At 67.0% G+C, this 26,965-nt stretch carries 17 protein-coding genes and 3 pseudogenes; 11 read left to right on the top strand and 9 right to left on the bottom strand.

Features of this window, described 5'->3' with window-relative positions:
- Positions 1–18: 18 nt before the first annotated feature.
- From ABIC51_RS01270 to ABIC51_RS01285, 4 genes are read right to left on the bottom strand one after another with little or no spacing between them, the layout of a single operon-like run.
- Positions 19–1,743, bottom strand: coding sequence for a T6SS phospholipase effector Tle1-like catalytic domain-containing protein (locus ABIC51_RS01270; RefSeq protein WP_027790105.1), 1,725 nt, complete (start codon positions 1,741–1,743; stop codon positions 19–21).
- Between the two features lie 36 nt (positions 1,744–1,779).
- A complete protein-coding gene (locus ABIC51_RS01275; protein WP_146254232.1) occupies positions 1,780–2,457 on the bottom strand; it encodes a DUF3304 domain-containing protein in 678 nt (225 codons plus the stop codon).
- Between the two features lie 56 nt (positions 2,458–2,513).
- Complete coding sequence (locus tag ABIC51_RS01280; RefSeq protein WP_059699212.1) at positions 2,514–3,419, bottom strand: DUF4123 domain-containing protein; 906 nt, start codon at positions 3,417–3,419, stop codon at positions 2,514–2,516.
- 13 nt (positions 3,420–3,432) lie between these two features.
- Positions 3,433–5,883 carry a type VI secretion system Vgr family protein gene (locus tag ABIC51_RS01285; protein WP_226128272.1) on the bottom strand — a complete coding sequence of 817 codons (2,451 nt, stop codon included), beginning with the start codon at positions 5,881–5,883 and terminating at the stop codon, positions 3,433–3,435.
- A gap of 409 nt (positions 5,884–6,292) precedes the next feature.
- Between ABIC51_RS01285 and ABIC51_RS01290 the strand changes: the two genes are divergently transcribed.
- The 4 genes from ABIC51_RS01290 (at position 6,293) to ABIC51_RS01305 (ending at position 11,144) form a co-directional block, all read left to right on the top strand.
- Entirely contained in the window at positions 6,293–7,240 is a 948-nt protein-coding gene (locus ABIC51_RS01290) for an aldo/keto reductase (protein WP_060175074.1), read from the top strand.
- A 220-nt stretch (positions 7,241–7,460) separates the two neighbouring features.
- Entirely contained in the window at positions 7,461–8,249 is a 789-nt protein-coding gene (locus ABIC51_RS01295; RefSeq protein ID WP_146254235.1) for a hypothetical protein, read from the top strand.
- A 203-nt stretch (positions 8,250–8,452) separates the two neighbouring features.
- Positions 8,453–9,433, top strand: a complete 981-nt coding sequence (locus ABIC51_RS01300; RefSeq protein WP_027790110.1) for a helix-turn-helix domain-containing protein — start codon at positions 8,453–8,455, stop codon at positions 9,431–9,433.
- Positions 9,434–9,578: 145 nt separating this feature from the next.
- Entirely contained in the window at positions 9,579–11,144 is a 1,566-nt protein-coding gene (locus ABIC51_RS01305) for a GMC family oxidoreductase (protein ID WP_226128274.1), read from the top strand.
- 91 nt (positions 11,145–11,235) lie between these two features.
- On the opposite strand, the gene ABIC51_RS01310 is transcribed toward ABIC51_RS01305, so the two are convergent.
- Entirely contained in the window at positions 11,236–12,216 is a 981-nt protein-coding gene (locus tag ABIC51_RS01310; RefSeq protein ID WP_021157569.1) for a helix-turn-helix domain-containing protein, read from the bottom strand.
- A 184-nt stretch (positions 12,217–12,400) separates the two neighbouring features.
- Between ABIC51_RS01310 and ABIC51_RS01315 the strand changes: the two genes are divergently transcribed.
- From ABIC51_RS01315 to ABIC51_RS01335, 5 genes are all read left to right on the top strand, one after another.
- A complete protein-coding gene (locus tag ABIC51_RS01315) occupies positions 12,401–12,934 on the top strand; it encodes a 2,4'-dihydroxyacetophenone dioxygenase family protein (RefSeq protein ID WP_060193141.1) in 534 nt (177 codons plus the stop codon).
- Positions 12,935–12,952: 18 nt separating this feature from the next.
- Positions 12,953–14,257, top strand: coding sequence for an MFS transporter (locus tag ABIC51_RS01320; protein ID WP_027790114.1), 1,305 nt, complete (start codon positions 12,953–12,955; stop codon positions 14,255–14,257).
- A 1-nt stretch (position 14,258) separates the two neighbouring features.
- Positions 14,259–15,380 carry a 2,3-butanediol dehydrogenase gene (locus tag ABIC51_RS01325; RefSeq protein ID WP_146254238.1) on the top strand — a complete coding sequence of 374 codons (1,122 nt, stop codon included), beginning with the start codon at positions 14,259–14,261 and terminating at the stop codon, positions 15,378–15,380.
- Positions 15,358–16,080 carry an SDR family NAD(P)-dependent oxidoreductase gene (locus tag ABIC51_RS01330; RefSeq protein WP_027790116.1) on the top strand — a complete coding sequence of 241 codons (723 nt, stop codon included), beginning with the start codon at positions 15,358–15,360 and terminating at the stop codon, positions 16,078–16,080. Before ABIC51_RS01325 ends, ABIC51_RS01330 begins: the two co-directional genes overlap by 23 nt.
- Before the next feature lie 147 nt (positions 16,081–16,227).
- Positions 16,228–17,319 (top strand): porin, encoded by a 1,092-nt coding sequence (locus ABIC51_RS01335; protein ID WP_060175099.1) that lies wholly within the window; start codon positions 16,228–16,230, stop codon positions 17,317–17,319.
- 300 nt (positions 17,320–17,619) lie between these two features.
- On the opposite strand, the gene ansP is transcribed toward ABIC51_RS01335, so the two are convergent.
- The 4 genes and pseudogenes from ansP to ABIC51_RS01355 form a co-directional block, all read right to left on the bottom strand.
- Positions 17,620–19,110, bottom strand: coding sequence for an L-asparagine permease (ansP, locus tag ABIC51_RS01340; RefSeq protein ID WP_027790119.1), 1,491 nt, complete (start codon positions 19,108–19,110; stop codon positions 17,620–17,622).
- Between the two features lie 346 nt (positions 19,111–19,456).
- A pseudogene (locus tag ABIC51_RS01345) lies at positions 19,457–19,761 on the bottom strand (YcaO-like family protein); the annotation flags it as partial.
- A pseudogene (locus tag ABIC51_RS01350) lies at positions 19,697–22,615 on the bottom strand (TOMM system kinase/cyclase fusion protein); the annotation flags it as partial. The pseudogenes ABIC51_RS01350 and ABIC51_RS01345, both read right to left, overlap by 65 nt.
- Positions 22,612–23,613 (bottom strand): FHA domain-containing protein, encoded by a 1,002-nt coding sequence (locus tag ABIC51_RS01355; protein ID WP_027790120.1) that lies wholly within the window; start codon positions 23,611–23,613, stop codon positions 22,612–22,614. The pseudogene ABIC51_RS01350 and the gene ABIC51_RS01355, both read right to left, overlap by 4 nt.
- A gap of 1,079 nt (positions 23,614–24,692) precedes the next feature.
- On the opposite strand from ABIC51_RS01355, the pseudogene ABIC51_RS01360 reads away from it, so the two are divergent.
- Positions 24,693–26,193 (top strand): annotated as a pseudogene (locus ABIC51_RS01360) (DNA-3-methyladenine glycosylase 2 family protein).
- A 68-nt stretch (positions 26,194–26,261) separates the two neighbouring features.
- Positions 26,262–26,912 (top strand): alpha-ketoglutarate-dependent dioxygenase AlkB, encoded by a 651-nt coding sequence (locus tag ABIC51_RS01365; RefSeq protein ID WP_080982168.1) that lies wholly within the window; start codon positions 26,262–26,264, stop codon positions 26,910–26,912.
- The last annotated feature ends 53 nt before the right edge of the window (positions 26,913–26,965 follow it).

Consider the following 26,965-nt stretch of genomic DNA (forward strand, 5'->3'; position numbering starts at 1 on the left):
AGCCGGTCGCGATCGGCGTCAGGCCGTCGATGTCGTGTCGGGCAGCGTGCCGCCGATGGGCTGGTTGCTGGCCAGCTGGGGTTCGTCGGCGGCCATCGGATCCTGCTGCTTGGGCGGATCGGCCTTGGCGAGTTGCGTGGCGGCCTGCTCGGCCTTGTCGCCCTCGTAGCGCCAGTACAGGAACTTCTTGCCGCGCTTGCCCATGAAGTACTGGCGGTTGACCGTCCAGCGGCTCAATTCCGCAGCGCCGACGTAGCCGTCTTCCATCTGCTTCTTGAAACCTGCAATCGAATCGTGCACATAGTGGTCGAAGAACTTGTCGAACGCCGCGCGCGTCGCTGGATCGAGGCTACCCAGCCAGTTGCCGGCAACCCGGACGGCCGCGTCGATGGCTTTTTCCTGTTCCGAAACAGAGACAGTCAGGTATCCGCCGTTTGCATGACGCAAGCGATCCGTATCTTCATTCCACTCGCGATCGGTAATGACCATATGATCGTCCACGCCACCGGGTGGCTTCAGACGGCCGTCCTTCAGGCGTCGGCTTCTGCTGGCGCGCCACTGATAATAGCGGTTCATGTGCCAAATGACCTGCGCCTCGAGCCTGTCGCTGTTCGGCGCCACGCCCGCACTTTTGCCGCCCCCCTGACCCATGTAGACATTCCATGCGGCCTCCAGCTCCTTGGAAATCTCGAACTGTTGCCCTGCGTCCGCAAGCAGTTCCTTTGGTGAACGAAACGGGACGCCGGCCTTCCATGCTTCGATATAGAGATTGTTCAGCGCAACGTTGGCCAACTCGTTGGTTCGACCTTCCTGGTAGTTGTGCTCGTAACCACCGCCCACGTCCGAGTGCATGCCAGGGTAGTACACCTCGCGGCAGTTCGCGGGAATCTTCTGGTCTTCCCGCACCGAGTCACCGGGGAATTTTTCCCGCACCTCCTGCGACGCCACATAGTGAACACATTGCCGCACGTAGCCCGGAATGCGAATATCGTTCGCCCATTCCGCGTGACCGCCTTTGTCGATGTAGTAGAGGTAACCGCCGGCGAGCGGTCCGAAAAAAATGGTAGCGATGGCCGGTCCCGCAGCCTCGACGCGGCTGCCGCCGAAGCCCGTTGACGAAACCGTATCAAGAATTCCAAGGAAATAAACGACCACTTCGGGGCGATGCCCCTTCATGTTCTTCTTGTTCCACCAAAGCCTCCCGCCGATATTCTCGGCGAGTTGCTCGGTCAGCATGCGAACGAAGGCACGCGCTTCCGTCGCGCCCCGCGAGAAACCGAATACGGCCAGGTTGATCTGGCTCACAGCGGGCATGTGACCGGTGACATGCCTGTCGAGTTCGTTGAGCATCCATCGGATGCGCAACTCGCCTTTTCTCGCGGCAGCCATACCGAGTGCGTTGTCGAGACCTTTTCCGGTATCTCCTACTTTGTCGCACGGCGTGCCGACACCTTCGACATAGCGTGCAACGGTCCGGGGGAACGCGTTGTCTTCAGCATGCGCAAACCGCCAGAGCTTCGCGATATTGCTGTACTTGGTCAGCTTGACATCCTTCAAACCACGGCCGTCCAGGTCGAAGTTGTTGCCCGTTCCGTCGAAGAATGCCGTGAACCACACGGGCTTCGGGCACTCCTTGCATTGCTCGATCAGCAGCGGATCAAGAATTTCTCGCTGGGCACTGCGGATGGCGTCCTCGGCGGGGGTGAGATCCGAGATGCGTCTGACAATGGGGGGATTGCTCACGGCAGTTTCGCTCCTGTTTCGGCAATGTGCCCAGCGTCAGTTCCATTGGGCCGGCTTCTTGCGCCCATAGAACGGATTGGGAATTTCCTTCAGGCAGGCACGACCGGTCAGCTTGCGCTGCTCGTCGCGCATAGAAAGCGCCACCTTCGGGACTGGGCCATCGACGTGGAAGTCCATATCACCTTCCACACGGCCATCGGGGAAGAAGTGCAACACGATACCGCCGCTCTTGCCCTTCACGGGCGGGCGCGTGATCGTGATCTCGCCTTCACACCATGCCATCCCGGGTCGGGTTTCTCGATGCGTGTACTCGTCGTAATCGGGGGACGAAGCTTCCAATGCGCGCTTGTCGACCACGCGCTCCCACCACACTTTGAACTTGCGAGGCGTGGCCCATCGCAAATCCCATGCGAGGCTCGGTCTTTGCCCGCCGCCGCCTGTCCAGCGTGTCGCGCTCCGCGGCGTCGCGCTCTTCCCATCGGCGCTCGCCGCATCGTCGAGGCTGTTCTTGTCCGGCGGCAGGAGGTAAACGCCGTAGATATCGTAATCCGTATAGTTGAAAGACCCCGCCGTTATGACGTCGTAATTCGGGTCATTCCACTTGCTCGCGTCGCCGGGGGCCAGGCTTTCCTTTTCAGCATCGCCCGTGGTTTTGCTGCACGCAGCCGTGGAAAAGACCATCACGGACAGCAAGGTGATCCAGCAGCGGTTCATATTGAACTTCCTTCTCTTCCAGTCGATTTCATTCGAGTCGCGTCGCGCACGCGCCATCACGCGGCCGCTTCCTGCATTCGCCGCCAGTCTTCCGCCGGCACCAGCGCCAGCGCCTCCGGAAACGCCTGCCCCTGCGCCACCGCGTCGAACACGGCGGCCATCGCCGGATCCTCGTCGAAGCGCGCGCCGTACCGCAACGCCAGTTCGCAATAGATCAGCAGCGACGCCGCGCTGTCGGCGCCGTGCGCGCGGCAGCGCGCCAGTTGATCGCGCACGAAGCCGTAGTGCTGTGCGGCCGGCAACGACGCGAGCAGCGCGGGCTTTTCGGTACGCAGCCGCTCGAGCATCGTGTACGGATAGCAGGCGGCGAGCAGATCGTCTTCCTGAGCCTGGGTCAACTGCAGCGGAAATTCGGCGGCCTGCCTGACGTTGGCGGGCGCGGCGATGTCCGCCGTCCGGAGCTGCAGCGAGGTATCGCGGTGAATCCAGTGCCGCACGCCCTGCGCCAGATACGCGCGATGCGCGGCGGGCAGCATGTCGAGCCAGAACGGCAGCACGCGCGGATCGAAGAAGCGCATCAGCATCACGCTCTCCATCTGCTCGAGCTGGACGTCCACCATCGGCGCCAGATGCGCGGCCAGTCGCTCGAGCGACAGCGGCGACACGAGCACGCTCGCTGCCGGCCACGGAATGCTGCGCGGCTCGATCGCGTCCGCGGCATCGGCACCGTCGGCGCCGGGCTGCCATTCGAACAGCAGCGGCCCGACGATTCTCGCCTCGTCGTCGGCGGCGTCGTCGAGCAACGAGGCCGCGACGAACGCGGGCCACGACGCCTTGTCATCGTCCGGCAAGGTATCGAGCAATGCGCCATCGATCAGGACGTAAGCGCGCAGCCCGTCCTGCGACGACAGCGCCGCCTGCAGCGCGTCGGCCGCCTGCGCGGCAATCAGGTCATTCGTCATGCGCTGCCCTGCCTCACACCTTGGCCGCGAACGGCGACGCCATCGATGCCGCGTTGACCATGCACGGCGCGCACGCCGTGCCCGGGAACGCGCGCGCGGGCACCGGCAGGCTGTCCGGCCCGATGAACGTATGCGACGCGGCATGCGCGGTGAATCCGCCCTTGGTCCCGTGCACGATGCCGCTGCCGTTCCAGCGCGTATAGCTGGTGCCGCCGTTGATCAGGACTTCTTCCTTCGCGGTGATGGTGATGCGGTTCGCATCGACCTTCACGTCCAGCTTGGCCAGCACGTTGATGCTGTCCTTCAGCGCCTGGATGTCGATGTCGGCGGCGGCGGCCACGAGCCGGATGCCTTTTTCGAACGCGGCGACGCGCACGGCCTCCTGCGCGCTGACCAGCATGCTCTTGCCCGCGCCGATGCTCGTATGGGCGCCGCTCGTCAACGCGACGTGCTGGTCGCTTGCGACATGGGTCGACCCCGTCGTCGTGGCCAGGATCCCGGCCGGGCTGGCGAGCGCGAGAAACGGCTGCGCGAATTCCGGAAACTCGCCTTGCTGAGGATTGCCGCCGGTGCCTCTCAGGCCGTCGTTCTGCATGCGGAGCGCCTGATGGACGGCATCCTGGTCGCCGGACTCCTGCGCCTTCACGTCGTGCGCGGAACCCGACAACGATTCGTGCAGGTCGTGCGCCCTGTCGAGGCGCGCGACGGTTTCGTCGATGTCCGTCGCATGGGCGCGCGCGTCGTAGCGCGCTTCGCTGGTCACCAACAGGCCCTTGGCCGCCCGAACCGCACCGTGCGCGTCGGTCCGCAACTCGAACCCGCGCGCGCGCTGATCGGTGCGCCCCTGCGTATTGTCGATGCGGACGTTGTGTCCCAGGGTCAGTTCGCTGGCGTCGGTATCGCTGCGCAGCTTCAACTGAAGCTGCTGCGGCGTGTCGTCGAGCAGCACGTGGTTCGAGCGGCCGCCCGCCGCGTTACCGGCGTCGCCCGACAGCTCGCGGCTGCGCAGCCCCGTCAACACCTGCTGGTCGGGCAGCGCCCATGGCGGCATCCGTTCCGCGTTGTATGTGGTACCCGCCACGATCGGCCGGTCGGGATTGCCGTCGAGGCACATCACGACCACCTCGCTGCCCACGCGGGGATGCGCGATCATGCCCTTCTCGCCGCCGGCCCAGCCGGCAGCCACGCGAATCCGTGCGCTGGTCTGCGCTGCACGATCCCAGTGGTAGACGATGCAGACCCGACCGTATTCGTCGACGTCAACGCTGCCGGCGCCCTTCGCGCCCGCGACGGTCGCGGTTTGCGGCGCCAGCACGCGCACGGGTTCGCTGTTGAAGCCACGGCCCGGGCGCCAGGGCGTATGCCGATGGCCCGCGACGAAGCGGTTGCGATACTCGGGCTTGCCGTCCGCCTGCAGGTAGTTGTTCGCTGCTTCGTGACGGGCTTCGAGAATCAGGTACTCGTGATCCTGCGGGCTGCCCGACGCCGCGCTGAAGTGATCGGACAGCTGGAACCAGCGTCCGGGCAGGATGCCGTGATGGTTGCCGGCCGCGTCGAAACGCGTCGCGGCCGCCTCGATCTCCTCCATCCGCACGCGTGCGAGCGCATCGCCGGCGCGCGTCTGTTTCGCGAAACCGTAGTGCCCCACGTATTCGTGATGCTCGACCTGCGGCGCGACGCCCGGCGGATGCAGCGTCGGAATCTGCGCATTGGCCGCATGCGGCGCCTTGAAATCGAACGCGGTCGCGCTGTAACTGCCGGCGGACAGCAACCGCACCGCGGACCATTGCGAAATGGCGTCGGCGGCCATCGGACCGTCGTGCGTCTGGAAACGGATCACGGGCGAGCGACCGTCGACGGCCGGGCACTGCACCGTGCTGTCGTCGCCGACGATCAGCTTCAGGCCTTTCTCGTCGTGCTCCCACCAGTACAGGCACCCGACGGCTTCCAGATGGCGGACGATGTAGTTCCAGTCGCTTTCGCCGAGCCCACCGCCCTGGACGTTCATCGTGCGCGCGGGATCGTCGCCGCGCACGCGCCACTCCCACGACGGCGCGAGCCCCTGGTAATCGGCGAGCAGCGTGCCGATCTGCTGCTGAAGCGATTGGCCGAGGAACAGGCGGTTGTTCACGCGGGTCCGCAGGAAATGGCTCCACGGGCGCAGCACCGCGCGATATTCCGCAATCGAATCGTCGTTGCGGACCAGCGAAAACTCGGTGCAGTAACCGGTGAAATAACGCAGGCCGCCATCGGGGCGCACCATCGACACCGCGAGCAGCTTGCCCAGCATGTCGTCCAGCGTGACGCCGGCCTCGCCGGACAGCAGCGTCAGTTCGAACGTGAAGTCGATCCCGAGCCCCTCGTGCGCGACGAGCCGCTCGACAACCAGCCGCGCCGGACGATGCCGGCCGTACGAGTCGGTGACCGAAGGCGCGTCGTCGTGGGGGAAAGACAGCGTGAGCAAGCGCTTGTCTTGCAGGAAAAACGGAGGGCGAATAAATGCTGCAAGGTCAGCCATGACCGCCTCAGAATGATCTTTCGTTCGAATGGCAGCGGCGCGCTGCCTCCCTATTTTTGGGATGAAAGGATATCGTAGAGCGCGACCAGCGACAACGCTGACACGACCCGGTAATTTCTTCGCCTCTCGAAAGAAATCGGTAACAAATACAATATCTTGCGGCGTACCGGGCGACGCTCGAACGGATGGCGCATCCATGATGATGCCGCTTGATCCGGCATCCCGACACACGGCCTCCGAACACGTCGGTTTGCGTGCTGCAGGAGGAACCTCGTGCTGCGCTTCGCCGTCTCAACGCGACCGGCTTCATCTCCCGCAGTCCAATCCCCTAATCCCGCAGCACCCGGAGAGAAACATGGCACACCGCCCCCTCGGCACATCGAACATCCAGGTTTCGCCGCTCGCGTTCGGCGGCAACGTCTTCGGCTGGACCGTCGACGAGAACACGTCGTTTGCGCTGCTCGACGCGCTCGCCGACACCGGCATCAACTTCATCGACACGGCCGATGTCTACTCGGCCTGGGCCCCCGGCAACAGCGGCGGCGAATCGGAAACGATCATCGGCAAGTGGCTCAAACGCTCCGGCAAGCGCGAACAGGTCGTGATCTCGACCAAGGTCGGCCTGCTGGCCGCGCGCGCGGGGCTGACGAAAGACAACATCCTGAAAGCCGCCGACGATTCGCTGCGCCGCCTGCAGACCGACTACATCGACCTGTATTTCTCGCACAGCGATCTCGCCGATACGGCCCCGCTCGAGGAAACGCTCGGCGCGTATCAAACGCTGATCGAAGCGGGCAAGGTGCGGATCATCGGCGCATCGAACTACAGCGGCGCGCGGCTGCGCGAAGCCGCCGACATCAGCCAGCGCGACGGCCTGCCCGCGTACCAGGTCATCCAGCCCGAATACAACCTGTTCGATCGTGCCGACTACGAACGCGATCTCGAACCGGTCGTGCGCGACCTGAAGCTCGGTGTCGTCAATTACTACGCGCTCGCGAGCGGCTTCCTGTCGGGCAAGTACCGCAGCGAGGCCGACCTGAAGAAGAGCGTGCGCGGCGACCGCGTCGCCGGCTACCTGAATGAACGCGGGCTGCGCATCCTCGCGGCACTCGATGCGGTAGCCGCGAAACACGGCACGCAGCCGGCCGCGATCGCGCTCGCCTGGCAGATCGCGCGGCCGACAATCACCGCACCGATCGCGAGCGCGACGTCGCTGGCGCAGCTGGAATCGCTCGGCGACGCGATCCGCGTCACGCTCGATCAGGACGACATCCGCCGGATCGACGAGGCCAGCGCGGCCTGAAGTCGTCGGCAGCGGGCCGGTCGATCGGATCGCGCGGCCTGCGCGGTTCCGCGACCGGCGCGTGTCGCGTGCGCGCCCTTGTCACCGCCTGCGCGGAGGCAGGGCATTCGGGTGAGGCGGATGGATACAATGGCGGCGCACGGGCGGCCCGCCGCACGGCTCGACACGGCCGGACCGAAATCCGTGACGCCCGGACCCACACCACGCACAAAAAACGCCCATGCCCCGGAACACCCGTCGCGCCCGCTACGCCTGCCCGTTCGCCGCCATGCTCGCCGTGCCGCTCGCCTGCGCGCCGGCCGCGTCTTATGCAGGCTGGTACGAGGTCGTCAACTACACCGGCACGATCGGCACCGCGCCGGTCCACGTGTCGCTGCAGACCTACGACGCAATCAACCGCAACGACGCGGGCCGCTGGCGCGTCGACGGCAGCTACTACTACGATGCGCATCGCAAGCCGATCCCGTTGCAGGGCCGCCGTGAGCCCGATGGCCGCATGACGCTGTGCGAAGCATCGCCGCCGGCATCGAACGCCGACTCGCCGGTCGTGCCAGCCGCATCGCCGTCGCGGCCGAAGCCCTGCCCGATCGCGCTGAACGTCGCCGGTCAAACGGCAACCGGCACCTGGGACGACGGCCGCAAGACATTGCCGGTCACGCTGAATGAAGTCGGGCGACTGAACGACAACGATCAGGATCACATCCGGCTCGACGGCGCCGTCGATATTCCGATGTGGTATCGCACGAAGACGCACATGCTGGTCGGCGTCTATGCGCTGTCCGACAAGTGCGGCCTCGCGATGCAGTCGCTGCGGGCCGTGAACATCGCGACGGGCCGCATCGACCGCACGATCGCGCTCGACTGCGACGCCGGAATGGTGATGACGTCGATCTACGCGAACGTCACCGACGCGCGGCGGGCCGGCTACGTCAGTGTCGAGTATCGCGGCGGCAAGATGGGCTACGAGCAGGACGTGTCGCTCGGGCTGCCGTCGTCTTCGAAGAAGTAACCCGGCACGACCTAACCCGAAATCGCACACGTGTCTTGACTCACGCGGCCGCTTCCCTTGACTCGGCCGGACATCGATCGCGCCTGCGCCCGCCATGCCCCGCTGCAAGGGCGTCACAGGCGTGTCCCGGGTCTTTCACGGATTGACCACGCGCTCCGACGTACCCGAGACTGCGCCGCTCAGGCGGTCATCGGGAGAACGTCATGCCGGACACCAGCACGGAGATCGCCACGATCTCGACGCGCGCCGTGCGCGGCCACGAACGCGTCGACTTCTGGGTCGACCATGTCGCGCGCACGCTCGTGCGGATCGAATGCAGCGGCAAGTCGTCGGAAGGCATCGACGCGACGCTGCGCAAGCGCGATCTCGGGCTGTTCGGCGCCTGCGACATCGTCGCGAACCGGCACGCGGTCGTGCGCACGCCGCACAACATCCATGCGGACCAGCGCGATGCCGTGTTCATCTGCCTGATGCACGCAGGGCAAGGCTATACGTTCCAGGACGTCGACTGCATGCAGCACGGACCCGGCGACCTCGTGCTCTACGACACGTCGATGCCGTACGGTCACGGTTTTCCCGCCGACATGGCGATGACCGTGCTCGACGTGCCGCGCGACGTGTTCGAGGCGCGCGTCGGCCCGTGGCGCTACCGCAGCCTCGTCAAGATCGACCGTGACGACGGCGTCGCATCGTGGGCCGTGCGGCAGGTGTATGCGCTGCTCGCCGCGCCGCAGGAGCCGACGCCCGGTGCGCGCGAACGGCGCGCCGCCGCGATCCTCGATCTCGTGCAGTCGATGCTGCGGCTGCGCGACGGCGACGCGTCGCCGACCAAGTCGACCGTCCACACGCTGTCGCGCGCAAAAGCGTTCATCGACAGCCATCTCGCCGACGACGATCTCGACAGCCAGTCGGTGAGCCGCGCGATCAACCTGTCGCCGCGCCAGCTCGCGCGCGTCTTCGAGATCGAAGGAACGCCGCTCACGCGCTACATCCTTGCGCGGCGGCTCGAACGCTGCCGCGCCGACTTGCGCGACCGGTCGCTGAAGCACCTGACGGTCAGCGAAATCGCGTTCCGCTGGGGCTTCAACAACAGCGCGCACTTCAGCCGCAGCTATCGCGCGCGCTTCGGCGAGACGCCGAGCGAGTCGCGCGCGTCGGCGCCGGCGCCGGCCGACGCGCGGTAGCCCGCCACCGTCCACCCGCCGCCGTGTCCCTGCGAGGCAAACACCACGTCCGTCCCGGTCAAACGGGGCCGCATGGCGGCCGCTAAGCTGGCTTCCTGCGCGGCGGCACTCGTTTCGCCGCCCGACAGCAAGGAGAAGAAGCGGGATGGAGACGTACGACCATATCGTCGTCGGCGGCGGCTCGGCCGGCTGCACGGTCGCGCACCGGCTGGTGAAGGCCGGCAGGCGCGTGCTGCTGCTCGAGGACGGCCCGAAGGACGACAGCCTGTTCATCCGGATACCGGCGACGTTCATCCGCGTGCTCGGCACGCGCCGCACGGTCACGTTCGAGAGCGAGCCGCAAGCCGGTGCGGCGGGACGCAGGACCTACGTGCCGCAGGGCCGCACGCTCGGGGGCGGCAGTTCGGTCAACGCGATGCTGTACGTGCGCGGCACGCGCGACGACTACGACGACTGGGCCGCGCTCGGCTGCACGGGCTGGGGCTGGGACGACGTGCTGCCCGTGTTCAGGCGCGCCGAATCGCACCTGCGGCTCTCCGAGCCGTTTCACGGCACCGACGGGCCGCTGAAGGTCGGCGACACGCGCTTCAGGCATCCGCTGAGCCTCGCGTTCGTGAAAGCCGCGCAGGAAACCGGCATCGCCTACAACGACGATTTCAACGGCGCCGCGCAACAGGGCGTCGGGTTCTACCACACGACGATCTTCGACGGCCGGCGCGGCAGTACCGCGGCCACCTATCTCGCCGACGCGCTGCGGCATCCGAACCTGCGCGTGCTGACCGGCTGCCGCGTGACGCGCATCCTGTTCGACGGCCGGCGTGCGACCGGCGTCGAATGGCGGACGGCAAGCGGCGCGACGGGTTCGGCCGCCGCGCGCGCCGACGTCGTGCTCGCAGCCGGTGCGCTGAGCACGCCGAAGCTGCTGATGCTGTCGGGCATCGGGCCCGGCGCGCACCTGCACACGCACGGCATCGACGTGCTGCACGACAGCCGCGACGTCGGCGCGAATTACCAGGATCATCTCGAAGTCTCGATCTACGGCCGCAGCCACGCGCCCGTGAGCCTGCTGGGCGAGGATCGCGGGCTGAAGGCATTGCGGCACGGGCTGCAGTGGATGCTGTGCCGCACGGGCCTGCTGACGTCGAACGTCGTCGAATCCGGCGCGTTCGTCGACACGACCGGCAGCGGCCGCGCCGACATCCAGTTCCACGTGCTGCCGACGCTCGTCGGCGACGTCGATCGCGAGCCGCTGCCCGGCCACGGCCTGTCGATCAACCCGTGCCTGCTCAGGCCGCGCTCGCGCGGCTCGGTGCAACTGCGCGGCAACGATCCGGCCGCACCGATCCTGTTCGACAGCAGCGCGCTGTCCGACCCGGCCGATGTCGACGGTCTCGTGCGCGGCGTCGCGCTCGCACGGCGGATCATCCGCGCGCCGTCGCTCGCGCGCATCGTGCGCGAAGCCGAGACGCTGACCGAGACGGCACTCGCCGACTACGTGCGGCGCCGCGCGAAAACCGTCTATCACCCGGCCGGCACCTGCCGCATGGGCAACGACGAACACGCGGTCGTGACGCCGCGCCTTTCGGTGCAGGGCGTCGACGGCCTGCGGATCTGCGATGCGTCGGTGATGCCGCGGATCGTGTCCGGCAACACGAACGCGCCGACGATCATGATCGCGGAGCGCTGCGCCGAATTCATGCTGGCGGAATGACGCGGCGCGGCGCATTTGCGCCGTCGTTCGCTGCACGAAAAAACGGCGCGTGGGACACGCGCCGCCGCTCCATCCGCATCGACTGCCGGTATCAGCGGCCGGCCGCGTGCGCCGCGTCGCGCAACGCCATCGGCGACGCGCCGTAGCGCTCGCGAATCGCCCGGCTGAAGTGCGCCTGGCTCGAGAAACCCCAGCGAAACGCGATCTCGCCGATGCTCGTCTTGCGCAGCCGCGCATCGGTCAGCTCGCGATGCGCGTGCGCCAGCCGCTCCGACCAGATGTGCTGCGTGATCGACTCGCCTTCGGCCGCAAAGAGCCGGCTCAGGTGGCGCAGCGACAGCCCGACCGCGTCGGCAACCGCCTGCGGCCCGAGTTCCGGGTCGCCCAGGTGCGTCGCGACGTACTGCTTCGCGGTCAGCAGGTACGACAGCGACGCGCGCGACGCGCCCGCGCCGTTCACTTCCGCGTCGACGAGTTCCGCGATCAGCGTGCGCGTGTGCTCGGCGAATCGCGCGGCATCGCGCTCGACCGGGTCCTTCATGAACCGCTCGACGCTCGCGCGCAACGTTGCGCCGAGCATCGCGCCCGCGCCCGGCTTCGGCGCGATCCGCAGCGGCAGCGCCGCCAGTTCCGCGTCGAGCCGGTCGTCGAGCGTCGTGACCGGGATATCGATCAGCAACTGCCGCATCGGTGTCAGGAATCCGAACAGATAAGGCACACGCGTGTCGTAGACGACGACATCGCCGGCTTCCGCGAGCAGGCACCGGTCGTGCTGGATGAAATACGCACGCCCGCTCAGGATCTGGCACGCGAACAACGACTCCTTCGGCAACTGGCGCACCAGCGCGGGGCTGCGTTCGATCACGTGATCCTGGCCGCTGATGTCGGCGATGCCGAGGCCCGGCAGCGCGATGTCGGTCTTCTCGACCTCGAGCCCGGCCGGCGACAGCGACGAGCAGCGCAGGCCGACCAGCGTCTCTGCATTGAACGCGTCCCAGTACGCCATCCGGTCGCGCACCGGCACGTCGGCCGTCGAGCCTCGCGTGCGTGAAAAAACGGTCGAATTCGTCACGTCGCCTCCTGCTGGCGCCCGTCGTGCGGAGCGCCATGCATTGCGAAATTGGGGGATGGATCGTTCAAACGTCGTGCGGTGCGATGTCCGGCCCGATCAAGCAATTCGTCCAGCCCAGTCAAGAGCGGCGCGCACCTGCTGGCTAAAGTCGAGCCCACGACATCCAAACACAAGGAGACGAACCGTGGTCGACCAAGCCGTAGCCGAATTCTGGCAAAACATCCCGCCGATCGCCAATCCGTTCAAGCCCGATGCGCTTCCGGAAGCCTACATCGCGAACGCGGCCACCGAGGACGAGCGCTATTACGTTCCGTTCACCGAAACGGTTTCGTCGCGGCCGCTGTGGATCTCGCCGTCGCAGAACAAATGGTGCGACATCCTGATGGCGAAGGAAGCCGGGCTCGTGAACCGGCACTATCACCCGCACGAGGTGTTCGCTTACACGCTGTCGGGCAAGTGGGGTTACCTGGAGCATGAATGGACCGCGACGCGCGGCGATTTCGTCTACGAGACGCCGGGCGAAGGCCACACGCTCGTCGCATTCGATCACCCCGAGCCGATGCGCGCGTTCTTCATCGTCAAGGGGCCGCTGATCTGGCTCGACGACGAAGGCCAGCCCGACGGCTACTTCGACGTGCACTCGTACATCGCGATGTGCAAGGCGCACTACGAGAAGGTCGGCCTCGGCGCGCAAGCGATCGAGAAGCTGTTCCGCTGACGCGCGGCGAGGCTCACCATGACATCCCCTTCCTCCTCCAGGCCCGCCTGGACGTACGAGAACAGGCTGCTGCTGATCCTGTTCATGACGTTCGGCTTCGTGTTCTTCGACCGCCTCGCGCTGTCGTTCCTGTTCCCGTTCATGTCCGCCGAGCTGCACCTGACGAATGCGCAGCTCGGCATGGTGTCGTCCGCGCTCGCGCTCACGTGGGCGCTGTCGGGCGCCGCGACCGGCGCGTGGTCCGACGCGCGCGGCACGCGCAAGCCGCTGCTGATCGCCGCCGTGATCGGCTTTTCCGTGTGCTCGGCGCTGTCGGGGCTCGTCGGCGGTTTCGCGAGCCTGATCGCGTTCCGCGCGCTGATGGGCATCGCCGAAGGCCCGGTGCTGCCGCTCTCGCAGTCGCTGATGGTCGAAAGTTCGACGCCGAGCCGCCGCGGGCTGAACATGGGCCTGCTGCAAGGCTCCGCCGCCGGCCTGCTCGGCGCGATGATCGGCCCGCCGGTCGTGATCGGCATCGCGACCGCGCACGGCTGGCGCCACGCGTTCTTCGTATCGTGCATTCCCGGCTTCCTGATCGCGTTCTGCATCTGGCGCTGGGTGCGCGAGGTGCCGCCCGGCGGCGCACGGCATGCGCAGGCCGACACCGTCGGCGCACCGGCCGCGGGCGGCGCGGCGATCAGCCGCTGGGCGCTGCTGAAGGAACGCAACATCCTGCTTTGCGTGCTGATCAGCTGCTTCTTCCTCACGTGGTTCATCGTGATCATCTCGTTTGCGCCGGTGTTCCTCGTCGACAGCCGCCACCTGTCCCCTGCCGACATGGGCGTGGTGATGACCTGCCTCGGCGCCGCGTGGGTGTTCTGGGGTTTCGCGGTGCCCGCGATCTCCGACCGGATCGGCCGCAAGCCGACGATGATCGTGTTCGCGCTGGTCGCCGCCGCGTGCCCCGTCGCGATGATTCACGCGAATTCGCTGTGGGCGCTCTGCGCGCTCGTGCTCGCGACCTACACGGGCCTCGGCTGTTTCACGCTGTTCATGGCGACGATCCCGGCGGAAACGGTGCCGCCGCGCGCAATCGCCAGCGCGCTCGGGCTGATCATGGGCGCCGGCGAGCTGATCGGCGGCTTCGTCGCGCCGACCGTCGCCGGCTTCGCCGCGGACAAGTACGGCCTGCAGTTCGCGATGTGGACGTCGGCCACCGGCGCGATCCTCGCGTGCGTGCTGTCGTTCGGCCTCGTCGAAACCGCGCCCGCCGTGCTGCGCAAGCGCGCGCTCGCCGGCACGGCCGCGAACCGTCTCGATACGCAGAACCTCGGAGGACGCTGACATGCGTGCACTTCAATGGCATGGCCCGCGCGACGTCCGTCTCGTGGAAATCGATACGCCGCGCCCCGGGCCGGGCGAGGTGCGCATCGCGGTCGCGTATTGCGGCATCTGCGGCAGCGACCTGCACGAATACGCGGACGGCCCGCACGCGATTCCGGTCGACACGCCGCATCCGCTGTCGCGCCGTACCGCGCCGCTGACGCTCGGCCACGAATTCTGCGGCACCGTCGTCGAAGTCGGCGAAGGCGTGACGACGCTGAATCCGGGCGATTGTGTCGCCGTCGAGCCCGAATATCGCTGCCACCAGTGCGCGTACTGCCGCTCGGGGTCGTACAACCTGTGCGTGTCGATGGGCTTTGCCGGGCTGATGGGCGACGGCGGGATGGCCGATTTCGCGGTCGTGCCCGCCTACATGCTGCACCGGCTGCCCGACGGCGTGAGTCTCGAGCAGGCCGCCGTGATGGAACCCGCGGCCGTCGCGCTGCACGCGCTGCGCCGCGCCGAGCTCCGGCTCGGCGACACGTGCGCGGTATTCGGGCTCGGGCCGATCGGCCTGCTGCTGATCCAGCTCGCGAAGCTGCAGGGTGCGACGACCCTCGTCGCGGTCGACGTGTCGACCGAGCGCCTCGCGGCCGCCGCGCGCTTCGGCGCGACGCACACGTTCAATGCGCGCACGCTCGACGCGTCCGTGCTGCGCGATGCGATTCACGAGGCTTCGGGCGGGCTCGGCGTCGACGCGAGCTTCGAGGCGGCCGGCTTGCCGGCCACGTTCGAGGCGGCGATGCAGGCGCTGCGTAAGGGCGGCCGCGTCGTGATGGTCGGCCTGATGCCGCAGGCGGGCTTCGACGCGTTCCGCGCGGTCAACGACGAGCTGACCTTCACGGCGAGCGTCGGCTACCGGCATGCGTACGAGGACCTGCTGCGCATCGTCGCGTCGGGTGCGCTCGATCTCACGTCGATCGTCACGCGCACCGTGTCGCTGGAGGACGCCGTCGCCGACGGCTTCGACGCGCTGCTCGCCGATCGTACGCAGATCAAGATCCTGGTTTCCCCCGCGCAGCGGCATGCGCGCTCCGCCCACGCCGTCGAGAGTGTCGAACATGAGTCGCCAGTGGTTATTTGAGGGAAGGACCGTCGCCGTCACGGGCGGCACATCGGGCATCGGCGCAAGCACGGCGTGGCGTTTCGCTGAAGCCGGCGCATCGGTCGTTGCGCTCGGGCTCGACGCTACCGGCCCGCACGCGCCGGTGCATCCGCGCGTCCGGTGCATGGAACTGGACGTGACAGACAGCGACGCACTGACGCGCACGATCGCCGCTTTGCCGCGGCTCGACGTGCTCGTCAACGGCGTCGGCATCAGCCGGCACGCCGACGAATACCGGATGGACCAGTTCGAACTCGTGCTGAACGTGAACCTGACGTCGGTGATGCGCGCCTCCGACGCCGCGTTGCCGGCGTTGTCCGTACAAGGCGGCAGTATCGTCAACGTCGCATCGATGTATACGTACTTCGGCAGCAAGGACCGCCCCGCGTACAGCGCGAGCAAGGGCGGCATCGCGCAGCTCACGCGCTCGCTCGCGCAGGCGTGGGCCGATCGCGGCATCCGCGTGAACGCGGTCGCGCCCGGCTGGATCGACACGCCGCTCAGCAGCGGCCTGATGGCCGACACGCAGGCGTCACGACGCATCCTCGAACGCACGCCGCTCGGGCGCTGGGGCACGGCCAACGAAGTCGCGGACGTGATCCTGTTCCTGTGCTCGCCCGCCGCGTCGTTCGTGACAGGTGCGGTCGTGCCGGTCGACGGCGGGTATTCGACGGTCTAGCGCGCGCTCGACAGGCATCGGCCACACACCGGTTCGCTCCGGTTGCCACCGAACCGGGAATCGCCCGGCTCGGGTTTTTTCATATCAATCAGTAGTCCAATTAAAAATATCCGGCCTGACCGGAAACATGTGAGGAGCACATTGGAGATGACGAAAAAGACCCTTCTGGCGCTCGCGGCATGCGCCCTTCCCGCCGTGTCGTTCGCGCAGAGCAGCGTGACGATGTTCGGGCTGATGGATGCCGGCATCAGCTACGTCAGCAACGAAGGCGGCCACGGCAACGCGAAGTTCGACGACAACATCTTCTTTCCGAACCTGCTCGGTTTCGAAGGCAAGGAGGACCTCGGCGCGGGCACGCGCGCGATCTTCCGGCTCGTGAACCAGTATTCGCTCGGCAACGGCTCGATCATCGGCGGCGGGCTGTTCGCTCGGCAGGCCTACGTCGGACTGGAGAACGACCGCTACGGCAAGCTCACGCTCGGCAACCAGTACGAGTTCATGGTCGATGCGCTCGCCGCCGGCGGCAACGAGATCGCGCAGGATCTCGTCGGCCTGTACGGCTTTCGCAACGGGCCGTTCGACAAGCTCGCCTTGCCGAACAACCCCACCGGCGCGTTCGACTGGGATCGCGTCGCGGGCAGCAATCGCGTCGCGAATTCCGTCAAGTACACGAGCCCGTCGCTGTCGGGCCTGACCTTCGGCGCGCTGTACGGCTTCGGGAACGTCGCGGGGTCGGTCGGTGCGAACAACACGGTCAGCGTCGGCGCGAGCTACGACAACGGCCCGTTCGGCGCGGGCGCGGCCTATACGAACCAGAAATACGGCGCGTCGGCGGGGCTCCCGCCGACCAGCGTGCGCAACTGGGGCGCAGGGGTGCACTACACGCTCGGCACGGTCACGGGGAAGGCGCTCGTGACGACCGTACGGAACTCGGCGAACGGCGCGGGCGCGTGGTCGGCGGAAGCCGGCGCGTCGTGGCATCCGTCGCCTGCGTGGGTGGTCGGCGCGAGCTACACCTACATGAAAGGCAACGACACGCTCGACAATGCGCACGCGCACCAGTTCCTGGCGGCCGTCCAGTACTGGCTGTCGAAGCGCACGATGGTGTACGTGGCGGGCGTGCATCAGCGCGCGAACCACGGCAGCAACGCGCAGATCAACGGCGTGATGGACGCGAACGGCGCATCGAGCGGCGCACTGCAGTCGATCGCGCGGGTCGGATTCAGTACGCGGTTCTGACACGCGCGGCGGCCGGCCGCGCAACCCGCGTGGCCGGCCCGAAGCTTTCGTTGCGGCACACGCTCGGCTGCAACGACTTCGGTACGACGACGGTCGGCTTCACGTAGAAACCGTCGCGCGCATCACGGCCGCGCCCCCGGCCTGTCGCCCGACCGGCCGGCAAGCGCATCGAACGTATCGAGGCGCACGCGCCGCAACCGACCATACGCCGCAGAACCGGATCCGGGAATGCCGACTGCAAGCAAATTTGAGCGGGCGCGCCGCAACCGGGCCGGCGGCCGCGCCTTGTCGCGCATCCCGTCAGTCGCCGTCCTTCTCGAGCACGTTCTGCGTGAGCGCGACCGACGGAATCGTCGGCTTGAGCGACGCGCGGTGCGCGCGGCCGCTCAGCCACTTCCAGCCGGCCACGAGCAACAGCGCGACGAGCGGGATCGACGCGATCGTCCACGTGCCGTTCGGATAGTCGAATGCCATCAGGACCAGCACGCCGAGCAGGAACAGCAGCGTCAGCCATGACGTCACGGGCGCGCCGGGCATCCTGAACGACACGTCGTCCACCTCGCCGCGCGCGACCGCCGCGCGGAACTTCATCTGGCACACGACGATGAATGCCCACGTACTGATGATGCCGAGCGACGCGATGTTCAGCACGATCTCGAACACGCTCGACGGCACCAGGTAGTTGAGCAGCACGCCGACCACGTAGATCGCGACCGTCACGAGAATGCCCGCGTACGGCACGGATTGCCCGCTCATCCTGCCGAGGAACGCCGGTGCCGAGCCGCCCATTGCGAGCGAACGCAGCACGCGCCCGGTCGAATACAGTCCCGAGTTGAGACTCGACAGTGCCGCGGTCAACACCACCAGGTTCATCACCGAACCGATGCCGGGCACGCCGAGCGCGCCGAAAAACGTGACGAACGGGCTCTGGCCCGCCTTGTACGCACTCCACGGCAGCAGGCAGACCAGCAGGACGACCGACGCGACGTAGAAGATCGCGATGCGCCAGATCACGTTGTTGATCGCGCGCGGCAGCACCTTGCGCGCGTCCTTGCATTCGCCGGCGGCGGTGCCGACCAGTTCGACGCCTGCGAACGCGAACACCACGCCCTGCACCAGCACCAGCGCCGGCATCAGCCCGTGCGGGAAGAACCCGCCGTTGTCGGTGATCAGGTGCATGCCCGTGTCATGGCCTGCGACGTGCCCGCCGGTGCCGAGGATCACGCTGCCGATCACGAGAAACAGCACGATCGCGGCGACCTTGATCAACGCAAACCAGAATTCCATCTCGGCGAACCACTTCACGCCGATCAGGTTCATCGTCGCGACGATGCACAGCGCGGCGAGCGCGAAGATCCACTGCGGCACGCCCGAAAACGGCGCCCAGTAATGCATGTAGAGCGCGACTGCGGTGATGTCGACGATGCCGGTCATCGCCCAGTTCAGGAAATACATCCATCCGGCGACGAACGACGCTTTCTCGCCCAGGAATTCGCGCGCATACGACACGAAGCTGCCGCTGCTCGGGCGATGCATCACGAGCTCGCCGAGCGCGCGCAGGATCAGGAAGGAAAACACGCCGCATACCAGATAAACGATCGCGAGCGACGGCCCGGCAGCCTGCAGGCGCGCGCCCGCACCGAGGAACAGGCCGGTACCGATGGCGCCGCCGATCGCGATCATCTGCACCTGTCGATTGCCGAGGGTCTTGTGATAGCCGGCCTCGTGGGATTCGAGCCAGTTCCGTTTGCTGGTGTCGCCGGTCGGCGCGGGTTCGGGAATCGATGCCATGACTGCATCCTCGTGTGCTTGCGTGATCTCGTTCGGACCGTACCGCGATCCGGGCCCGTCGGCGCCCGCGGCCGTGCGACGCGCCATCACGCCGCGCATCGAGGCCGCTGCGCGCCGGACATGGCGCGCGGCACCGTCAACCGCGAACGTATGCAGCCGTAATTCCGTTCACAAACGCTATGCAAATTTCGACTGTCCCGGCATCGAATCGCGCATGCGACATGGATGGAAAGCATTTTGAAATACGTCAGGATTTCGAAAGACGAAAGCGGGAGCACGAGATGAAACTACACCTCGACCGACGTCGCGCCCGGAACCCGGCTCCGCTGGCGGACGACCGGTCAAGTCACGGAAACAGCAGTGCCGGATTCAACTCGGCTTCGCTGCGTGGCCGGGCGCACCACCCAAGATCCACCGGCACCGGGTAAAGCCGTCGTGCACCAAAACGCGGCCAGAGATGACACAGCGCCCCTCCGCCTCGACATCGAACAACTGATTGATTTCGGTCAGCGCGCGCTGCACCGCGATTCGGCCATCCGGACGGGAGCCGAAGCCGATCGAAAAGCGCCCGTCCTGCGGATTTTCCGCCGGCGCGGCCACCGTCGGCACCTCGAGATCGGTGGTGATGTCGAGCGCCCGCAAACGCCCCCCGCACACCCGCGCGCGCGAAGTGCTCCGCGACGCCAGACGCGTGCGCACCGGCGCCGCGGCCGGCTTACGCCACCCGCGCGCGGCCGACGCGTGCCTGGTTGCCGCGCCGCAGGTCGGGCGGCATCGACGCATACGCCGCATCGCGAATCAACGCATGGCGGAACGAATAGACCACGCGATCGCGCCGATGTTGCGCATACAGGATCCGTTCCTCGAGCAGCAACTGCAGGTGCGCGTCGAGCGTCGCGCGATCATGCGGCGAAGCCGCGACGAGCAGTTGCGCATCCACCTCGAGCCCGATCGTCGCGGCGAGCTGCGCGGTGTCGCGCGCGTCGTCGATCCGGTCGAACGCTCGACCGAGCATCCCGCCGAGACTGAGCGGAAGCGGACGGGGATCCGTCGTCAGCAGCCCGGCGAGCGTGCCGTCCGCGCCGCCCATCGTCAGCTCGCGCGCGACGGCCTCGATGAACAGCGGAATGCCCGCCGTGCGCCGGGCGAGCGGGTCGAGCCAGAGCGGATCGAGCTCGCCCGGGCCCAGGCATGCCGACATCAGGCGCTGCGCGTCGTCGCGCGGCAGGCGGCGCAACACCAGGCGTTCGGTCGCGCCGCGCCAGCGCGCGAGCTGGTCGGGGCGCGACGTGAGCACGATGCCGAGCGCCACCGCGCGCGGCGAGCGCCGCAGGTACGCAAGAAAATCCTCGGTCGAGCGGTCGATCCACTGGACATCCTCGACGACGAACAACACCGGCGCGCCATTGCCGAGCGACACGATCAGCTGCTCGAGGACGTCGAACAATGCGTGTTGTTCACGTGCACTCGACCATGGGACCCTCGTCCCGTCACAGGGCACCCCCAGCCAGGTCGCGAGTGCGACACGGGCCGCCGCGTGATCGCATTCGAGCGGCGCGATCATGGTGTCGATCGCCGCGAGCGCGAGACCCGCCGGGTCGTCGGCGTCGATATGCCAATGCGCGGCGATGAATCGCAGGATCGGAAACAGTGCGTGATTCTCCCGCTCGGGCAGGCACCCGCAATACGCGCAGGCAGAACCCTCGCCCCGGACGGCCTCGCACAACTCGTGGACGAGGCGCGATTTGCCGAGCCCCGCGTCGCCGACGACCAGCCGCGGCACACCGTGCGGCGCAGGCTCGCCGCGCATCACGCGACGATGTCGTGCGAGCGTCTCCTGCCACGCGCGCAGGAGCACGTCGAGTTCGCGCGCGCGGCCGACCATCGGTGCCCGCATGCCGGCGTCGAGCGAATCGAACGGCGTATCGGCGCGCCGCTCGCCGAGCAGTTCGTGAACCGGCTGCGGCACGAGGCCCGCCCGCGCGAGCCGCAACGGGGTCGGCCGACAGTCCGCATGCCGTTCGAGCGCCAGCCGCGCATCGTCACTGATCAGAATCTGTCCGGGCCCGGCAAGCCGCAGCAGCCGCGCAGCCGCGGCAGGCGTCGATACGCCCGACATATGCGACGCATGGGCGAGAACCTGCCCGACGTGAATCGCGGCGGCCACTTCGACGCGCCAGCTTGCACCACCGGCTTCGCCGCCGGCCGCCGCAGGCACCGGCAGCCGTGCGCGCCCGGCCACCCGCACCATGTCGAGTGCCGCGCGCGCCGCGCGGCGCGCCGGCCAATCGATGTCGCCTTGCAGGCCGAAATGGAACAGCAGCGTGTCGCCGAGCCGTGCGTCGACCTGCGCGCCGTAACCGACGGCGATATCCGCGCACTTCGTCTGCCATTGGTCCTCGTAGCCGTCGAGCAGAGCGTCGTGATCGACTCCGGCGTGGCGTCGCCGGCCTTCTCCGGTGATCGTCACACAACAGCACAGCGTGGTGATCTGACGGTACCCGCCCGCCGTTGCGATCGGCTCGCCGTACGGCGCGAACGGGCGCGGATGCGTCGGCCCGCTTGCGCGGCCGGCATCGACCTGGCCGACGAGCGACGCGAAGTTGAGCGTGCGGAACGCTTCCGCGAGTTCGTCGGCCGACGCGGCGCGCTGCTCCGGATTCTTGCTCAGCGCGCGCCGCAATACCGCGCCGAGCGGATGCGATGCGATCGGCGGAGGGAACGCGACATTCGCCGGGCTGAGCTGCTGATAGAGAATGTCGGCCACGCTCGCGCCGCGCATGACGACCTCGCCCGTCAGGCATTCGATCACGACCAGGCCCCACGCATACAGGTCGCTTCCTGGCGTCGGCGGCTCGTTGCGCAATTGCTCGGGCGCGCAATAGGACGCCGAGCCAAGCACCTCGGTCGCCAGCGTCAGGGTCTGGCGCCCGATGTCCTCCGCGCCGGGCAGCAACGCACCGATGCCGAAATCGAGGAGCTTCGCGTGCGGCCCGTCATCGGCCATCGCGATCACGATGTTCTGCGGCTTCAGGTCCCGATGCACGATGCCCCTGCGATGCGCGGCCGCGAGCGCGTCGAGCACCTCCGCCATCAGCCGGCCCGTGTCGACGGCCGACAGCGGCCCCTGTGCCGCGAGCCGGTCGCGCAAGGTCCGGCCCTGCACCAGCTCGAATACGGCGAACAGCCGGCCGTCGGGCGCTTCCCCCTTGTCCAGCAAGGCCACGATGTTCGGGTGCCGCAGCGCCTCGCACAGGCTCGTCTCGCGCTGGAAGCGCGCACGCTGACGCGCGCGCTCCGTCGCGGTCCGCGCGGCGTGATCCCGCATCAGCTTGATCGCGACGGCTTGTCCCGTTTCGCAGCAGGTCGCGCGAAACACCACGCCATTGCCGCCTTCGCCGAGCAACGAACCGAGCCGGTAACGCCGCTTGCCGGCCAGTTCCGCAAATGGCGCGCCGGACGCGAGGGGCGCGGCCGGCGCCGAGACCGGTTCTCTCGAGTTCATGAGCAATGGACTACCGGGGCCGGCGCCGGACGATGCACGCCGATACGCGGCTGAGCGGGCGGCACCGACTGGCATTCGAGATGCGCGCCGCGCATGACTCGGAACGGGAAATCGCCGAACCTGACACTGCCGCGCCGGCGCTCGACGAGCTGGCTCGCGCCCAGCCCCGGCAGGGCCGCGAACTGGCTCCGGGCGCGGTGAATCTGCACGTTGACGTGGGACGTATCGATGCCGAGCATGCGCGCCAGCCGGTCGAGTTCGATCCAGCCTTGCGTGGCGGCGTCGTAGCCGGCCTGCATGTCGGCCGAGCGCGCGCGGGCAAGCGTGACGAGACTGTAGTGATGCGCGCGCTCGCCGAGGTCGACCACGCCGCCGCGAACATGCAGCAGCATGCGCACATGCTCTTCGTCCCGGCTGACGAGGAATTCGAGCAGTTGTGCCGGCACGGCCGGATCGGCGGGGGCGGCGAGCCTCATCGTCGAACCATTGCGCGCGAGTGCCAGGCGCCACGTGGCGTCGCCGGTCGATACTTCGTCGCCGTCATGGAGCGCGCGCGGCGGCAACGTGTCGTCGCACAGCCATTCGCCGGCCGGCGACCGGACGATCGTGACCGGCTGCGCGGCGCGTGCGGCCAGGATCTGGCGCGGCGCGAGCACGATCGGATGCGCAGCGCCTCGTATCGGCCACAGCGTATCGGCCGGATCGTCGAGCGCATCGACGCGCCACGGCGCGATGCCGGCCCTGCCGAACCGGATCATGTCACCCGGCTGCAGTACCGCGTGATCGCCGTGGCGTAACGGCACGCCGGACAGCGACGTGCCGTTGCTGCTGTGATCGTGGAGTTCCCACAGCCCGCCCACCCAGCGGATGTGGGCGTGAACACGGGACACCGACGCATCCCGGATGACCGTATCGCAACGCGCGGCATCCCGGCCGAACACGTGATACGCGCGGAGCAGGCACGCTTCCCCGGAAGAATCGTTCATGAGTATCGCCATGGCTGCCCCGTATCGAATCCGCCCGGGTCGCTCGAGTGACGCATCGACGCCCAGGCAAACGATTGCTTCAATGAACGCGAACGATGTCGCCCGTTCGCCGCCTCGTTATCCGTTTCTTCGTCAGCTTCCTTTCGGATCGTTGCTCATCCGGCACGTGTTGTTTCGACTGATTGAATGGCCGGCTGCATTGTTGTCTTGAAATCGAGCAACCTGATGAAAATCCTGCCAAATAAAATCATGCATCGCAATCGGAATACTCAACTCTCTCCTTGATATTGCAATGCTTTACATTTTCGACCGATTTTTAGATCGCATATAAAGGGTCGTAAATTCGAATCGCCTCTAGATCCCCGACTGGCTTGTCTGAAACGGACGCAGCCACATTGAATGACGAGGCGAACTTAAATACCTTTGCCAGCGCGGATGTTTTGTTTGATTAAAAGGAAATAAATTAAATAGTTTCGGCGATTTAAATAATTACCCTCGATGTTTTAGCGAATTGCATTAAAAGAGTTACTGCGGGATTAAGGCGTCGCATCCGATGTTTCGGGGGGTGTCGACGGGCAAGCGGGTACCGGCACGCCGCCGCGTCACGATCGATTGCCGGCAACGGCTGGACGCAGGCAAGGCGTCGACGATCCGATCGCCGTGCTCGCTCCGCCAGGAGGCCGATGGAACCCATCGGCAACAACCACCGCCGCAAGCGGCAGGCTCGCAAAGAAATGGGGCCGCTATGGCCCATGCCACTCACGGCTTGATCATCTGGCCTGCGCGTAGCAACACCTTGCCGGGGAGAGGTCGCGCGGCAACTCCGATTCTTGCGAGGGAACGAGAATGCGCCGTCGTGAGGGCCGGGCCGTTTTATGAGCGCACGGCACTGCCTCACGCACGATCCAGGTTCCCGATCACCTTGAAGTCAAGCGCATACCGCGTTCCGTGAGGTTGGCGGGGCGGACCGCGCAATCATTCTCTGCCGTCCCTGATGCTCGAGATGCCCGGTGTTTGGCGGCGCAAAGCCGACAGACCACATGTCCGAAAATGGCGCACGTCGTGGGCGCGCGGGATATACGATGTCACCCATGCCTACCCCCATCGACACCCCCGACAGCGACGCCTGCTACCTGGCGCTGAAGGCGCACGACGCGCGCTTCGACGGCTCCTTTTTCGCGGCCGTCACCAGCACCGGCATCTACTGTCGTCCGGTGTGTCGCGTGAAGACACCGCGTCGCGAGAACCTCCGCTTCTACCGTCACGCGGCAGAGGCAGAAGCGGCCGGTTTCAGGCCCTGCTTGCGTTGCCGCCCCGAATTGGCCCCGCGCGCGGCATCCTGGAGCACGGAGGACGCTTCGCGCATCCTGGCCCTGCAGGCCGCAAGGTTGATGGATGAACCCGACGCATGGCGGCACATGACCTCCGCGCGCCCGACCTTCGGACAGTCGAGCGGCGGCTTGATGCCGCGCATTGCGCAGCGGCTGGGAGTGACCGACCGCCATCTGCGCCGCATTTTCGACGCACACTTTGGCGTGTCGCCGCTTCAGTACCTTCAAACACGCCGGCTGTTGGCGGCCAAGCAGTTGATTGCCGACACGCGATTGCCGATGAGCCAGGTCGCGGCGTCCAGCGGCTTTTCCAGCGTCCGACGCTTCAACGATGCCTTCTCGCGCCACTACGGCCTGAATCCCAGCGCCTTGCGCCGGGCCAGATCCGCAAGGCGTGACCGTGCGACTCGGCTGGCGGCCTCCCTATGACGTACAGGCAATGGTGGGCTTTTTGCGCCTGCGCGCGTTGCCCGGCGTCGAGCAGGTCGCGGGCCTGGAATACACGCGAACGCTGCGGCTTGTGCAAGGGACGCAGGCGCGTAGCGGCTGGTTGCGCGCTCGCTTCGACGAAGATCGCGCGCAGGCCGTGCTGACGATCAGCGATTCATTGGCCGCCGCCCTGCCGGCGCTGATCAACCGTGTGCGCGCCGCGTTCGATCTGGACGCCGACCCGATCGCCATCCACGCGGCTCTGCACGCCGCGTTCCCGTCGGGCGAAGGCTTGCGCGTGCCGGGCACACTGGACGGCTTCGAGCTGGCGGTGCGCGCCGTGCTGGGCCAGCAGGTCACCGTGGCCGCTGCACGCACACTGGGCGCGCGCCTGGTTGCGGCCTTCGGCGATCCGATCGAAACGCCTGTCGCGGGTCTGGATCGTCTCTTTCCCCCGCCTGCTGCCCTGGCGGCCGCCACCGGCGATGAGCTCGGCCGCCTGGGCATCACGCGGCAACGCCAGACCGCGCTGCATGCGCTGGCGCACGCGGTGCTGGACGGGCGCATCGCTTTGCACCCCGGCGTAGACGTCGCTGCGACTTGCGCCGAATTGTGCGCGCTGCCCGGCATCGGCGACTGGACGGCGCAGTACATCGCCATGCGCGCGCTGCGCTGGCCCGACGCCTTTCCCGCCGGCGACGTCGCGTTGCAAAAGGCCCTGGGCGTGGGTAGCGCCCGTGCCGCGGCACAAGCCGCCGAGCAATGGCGGCCCTGGCGCGGCTATTCGGTGCTGCGTGCGTGGCATGCGATGAATCACGGTGCTTCGGCCTGACTACGCCTCATATCGACACCTTTCCCGGCCGCGTGACTCGTCACCACCGGAAGCGATCAACTTGCACGATGAATTCAATCACACGGATCCCGAGCACGGTACCTGCACAGAGCGATTTGTTCGGAAGCAGCGACGCCGAATTCTCGATAGACGAGTCCTTTCGATCGGCAAGGCGTTTCGATCTCGACGCTCATTCCTGGATCGACATCGTGCCCGGATGGATTTCAGGGGCGTCGCAGCTCTATGAGCAGTTGCGCAACAGCGTTCCGTGGCTGGAGCACGATCGGCGCATGTTCAACCAGGTGTTTCGCGAGCCGCGCATGACGGCGGTCTACAAGCATGTCGCCGATGTGCCCGACGCGCGCCTGCTGCAGGCCGTCTGCGCGCTGTCGCGTCACTACGGCGTGGAATACGACGGCCTGTGGATGAACCTCTATCGCAACGGGCAAGACAGTACAGGCTGGCATCGCGACCACGGTTCGTGCCGGAAGCTCGACTGCATCGTCCCCGTCCTGACGCTCGGCACGATACGCCGGTTCCTGATCAAGCCGATCAAGGGCGGCCGCTCCATGACCTTCAAACCGTCTTCCGGAGACTTGGTGGTGATGGGAGGGCGCGCGCAGCAAGACTGGGTGCACTGCGTGCCCAAGGAACCGGAAATCGAGGGCACGCGGATCAGCGTCAACTTCATGAGCTCGGCGCAGGGCGTGAGGGATTAGCACGCGAAGCTGCCGAGATCTGGCGGTGTGACGTCTCTCGACACGAAGACAAT

It is taken from the genome of Burkholderia sp. 572, from assembly GCF_040545135.1.
GTDB classification, from domain to species: domain Bacteria; phylum Pseudomonadota; class Gammaproteobacteria; order Burkholderiales; family Burkholderiaceae; genus Burkholderia; species Burkholderia cepacia.

Excerpts from the sequence above, each read along its gene's own strand:
- ABIC51_RS01275 (WP_146254232.1), bottom strand. The coding sequence starts at position 2,457 with ATGAACCGCTGCTGGATCACCTTGCTGTCCGTGATGGTCTTTTCCACG.
- ABIC51_RS01290 (WP_060175074.1), top strand. The coding sequence starts at position 6,293 with ATGGCACACCGCCCCCTCGGCACATCGAACATCCAGGTTTCGCCGCTC.
- ABIC51_RS01300 (WP_027790110.1), top strand. The coding sequence starts at position 8,453 with ATGCCGGACACCAGCACGGAGATCGCCACGATCTCGACGCGCGCCGTG.
- ABIC51_RS01355 (WP_027790120.1), bottom strand. The coding sequence starts at position 23,613 with ATGGCGATACTCATGAACGATTCTTCCGGGGAAGCGTGCCTGCTCCGC.
- ABIC51_RS01335 (WP_060175099.1), top strand. The coding sequence starts at position 16,228 with ATGACGAAAAAGACCCTTCTGGCGCTCGCGGCATGCGCCCTTCCCGCC.
- ABIC51_RS01305 (WP_226128274.1), top strand. The coding sequence starts at position 9,579 with ATGGAGACGTACGACCATATCGTCGTCGGCGGCGGCTCGGCCGGCTGC.
- ABIC51_RS01280 (WP_059699212.1), bottom strand. The coding sequence starts at position 3,419 with ATGACGAATGACCTGATTGCCGCGCAGGCGGCCGACGCGCTGCAGGCG.
- ansP (WP_027790119.1), bottom strand. The coding sequence starts at position 19,110 with ATGGCATCGATTCCCGAACCCGCGCCGACCGGCGACACCAGCAAACGG.
- ABIC51_RS01295 (WP_146254235.1), top strand. The coding sequence starts at position 7,461 with ATGCCCCGGAACACCCGTCGCGCCCGCTACGCCTGCCCGTTCGCCGCC.
- ABIC51_RS01330 (WP_027790116.1), top strand. The coding sequence starts at position 15,358 with ATGAGTCGCCAGTGGTTATTTGAGGGAAGGACCGTCGCCGTCACGGGC.
- ABIC51_RS01365 (WP_080982168.1), top strand. The coding sequence starts at position 26,262 with ATGAATTCAATCACACGGATCCCGAGCACGGTACCTGCACAGAGCGAT.
- ABIC51_RS01320 (WP_027790114.1), top strand. The coding sequence starts at position 12,953 with ATGACATCCCCTTCCTCCTCCAGGCCCGCCTGGACGTACGAGAACAGG.
- ABIC51_RS01325 (WP_146254238.1), top strand. The coding sequence starts at position 14,259 with ATGCGTGCACTTCAATGGCATGGCCCGCGCGACGTCCGTCTCGTGGAA.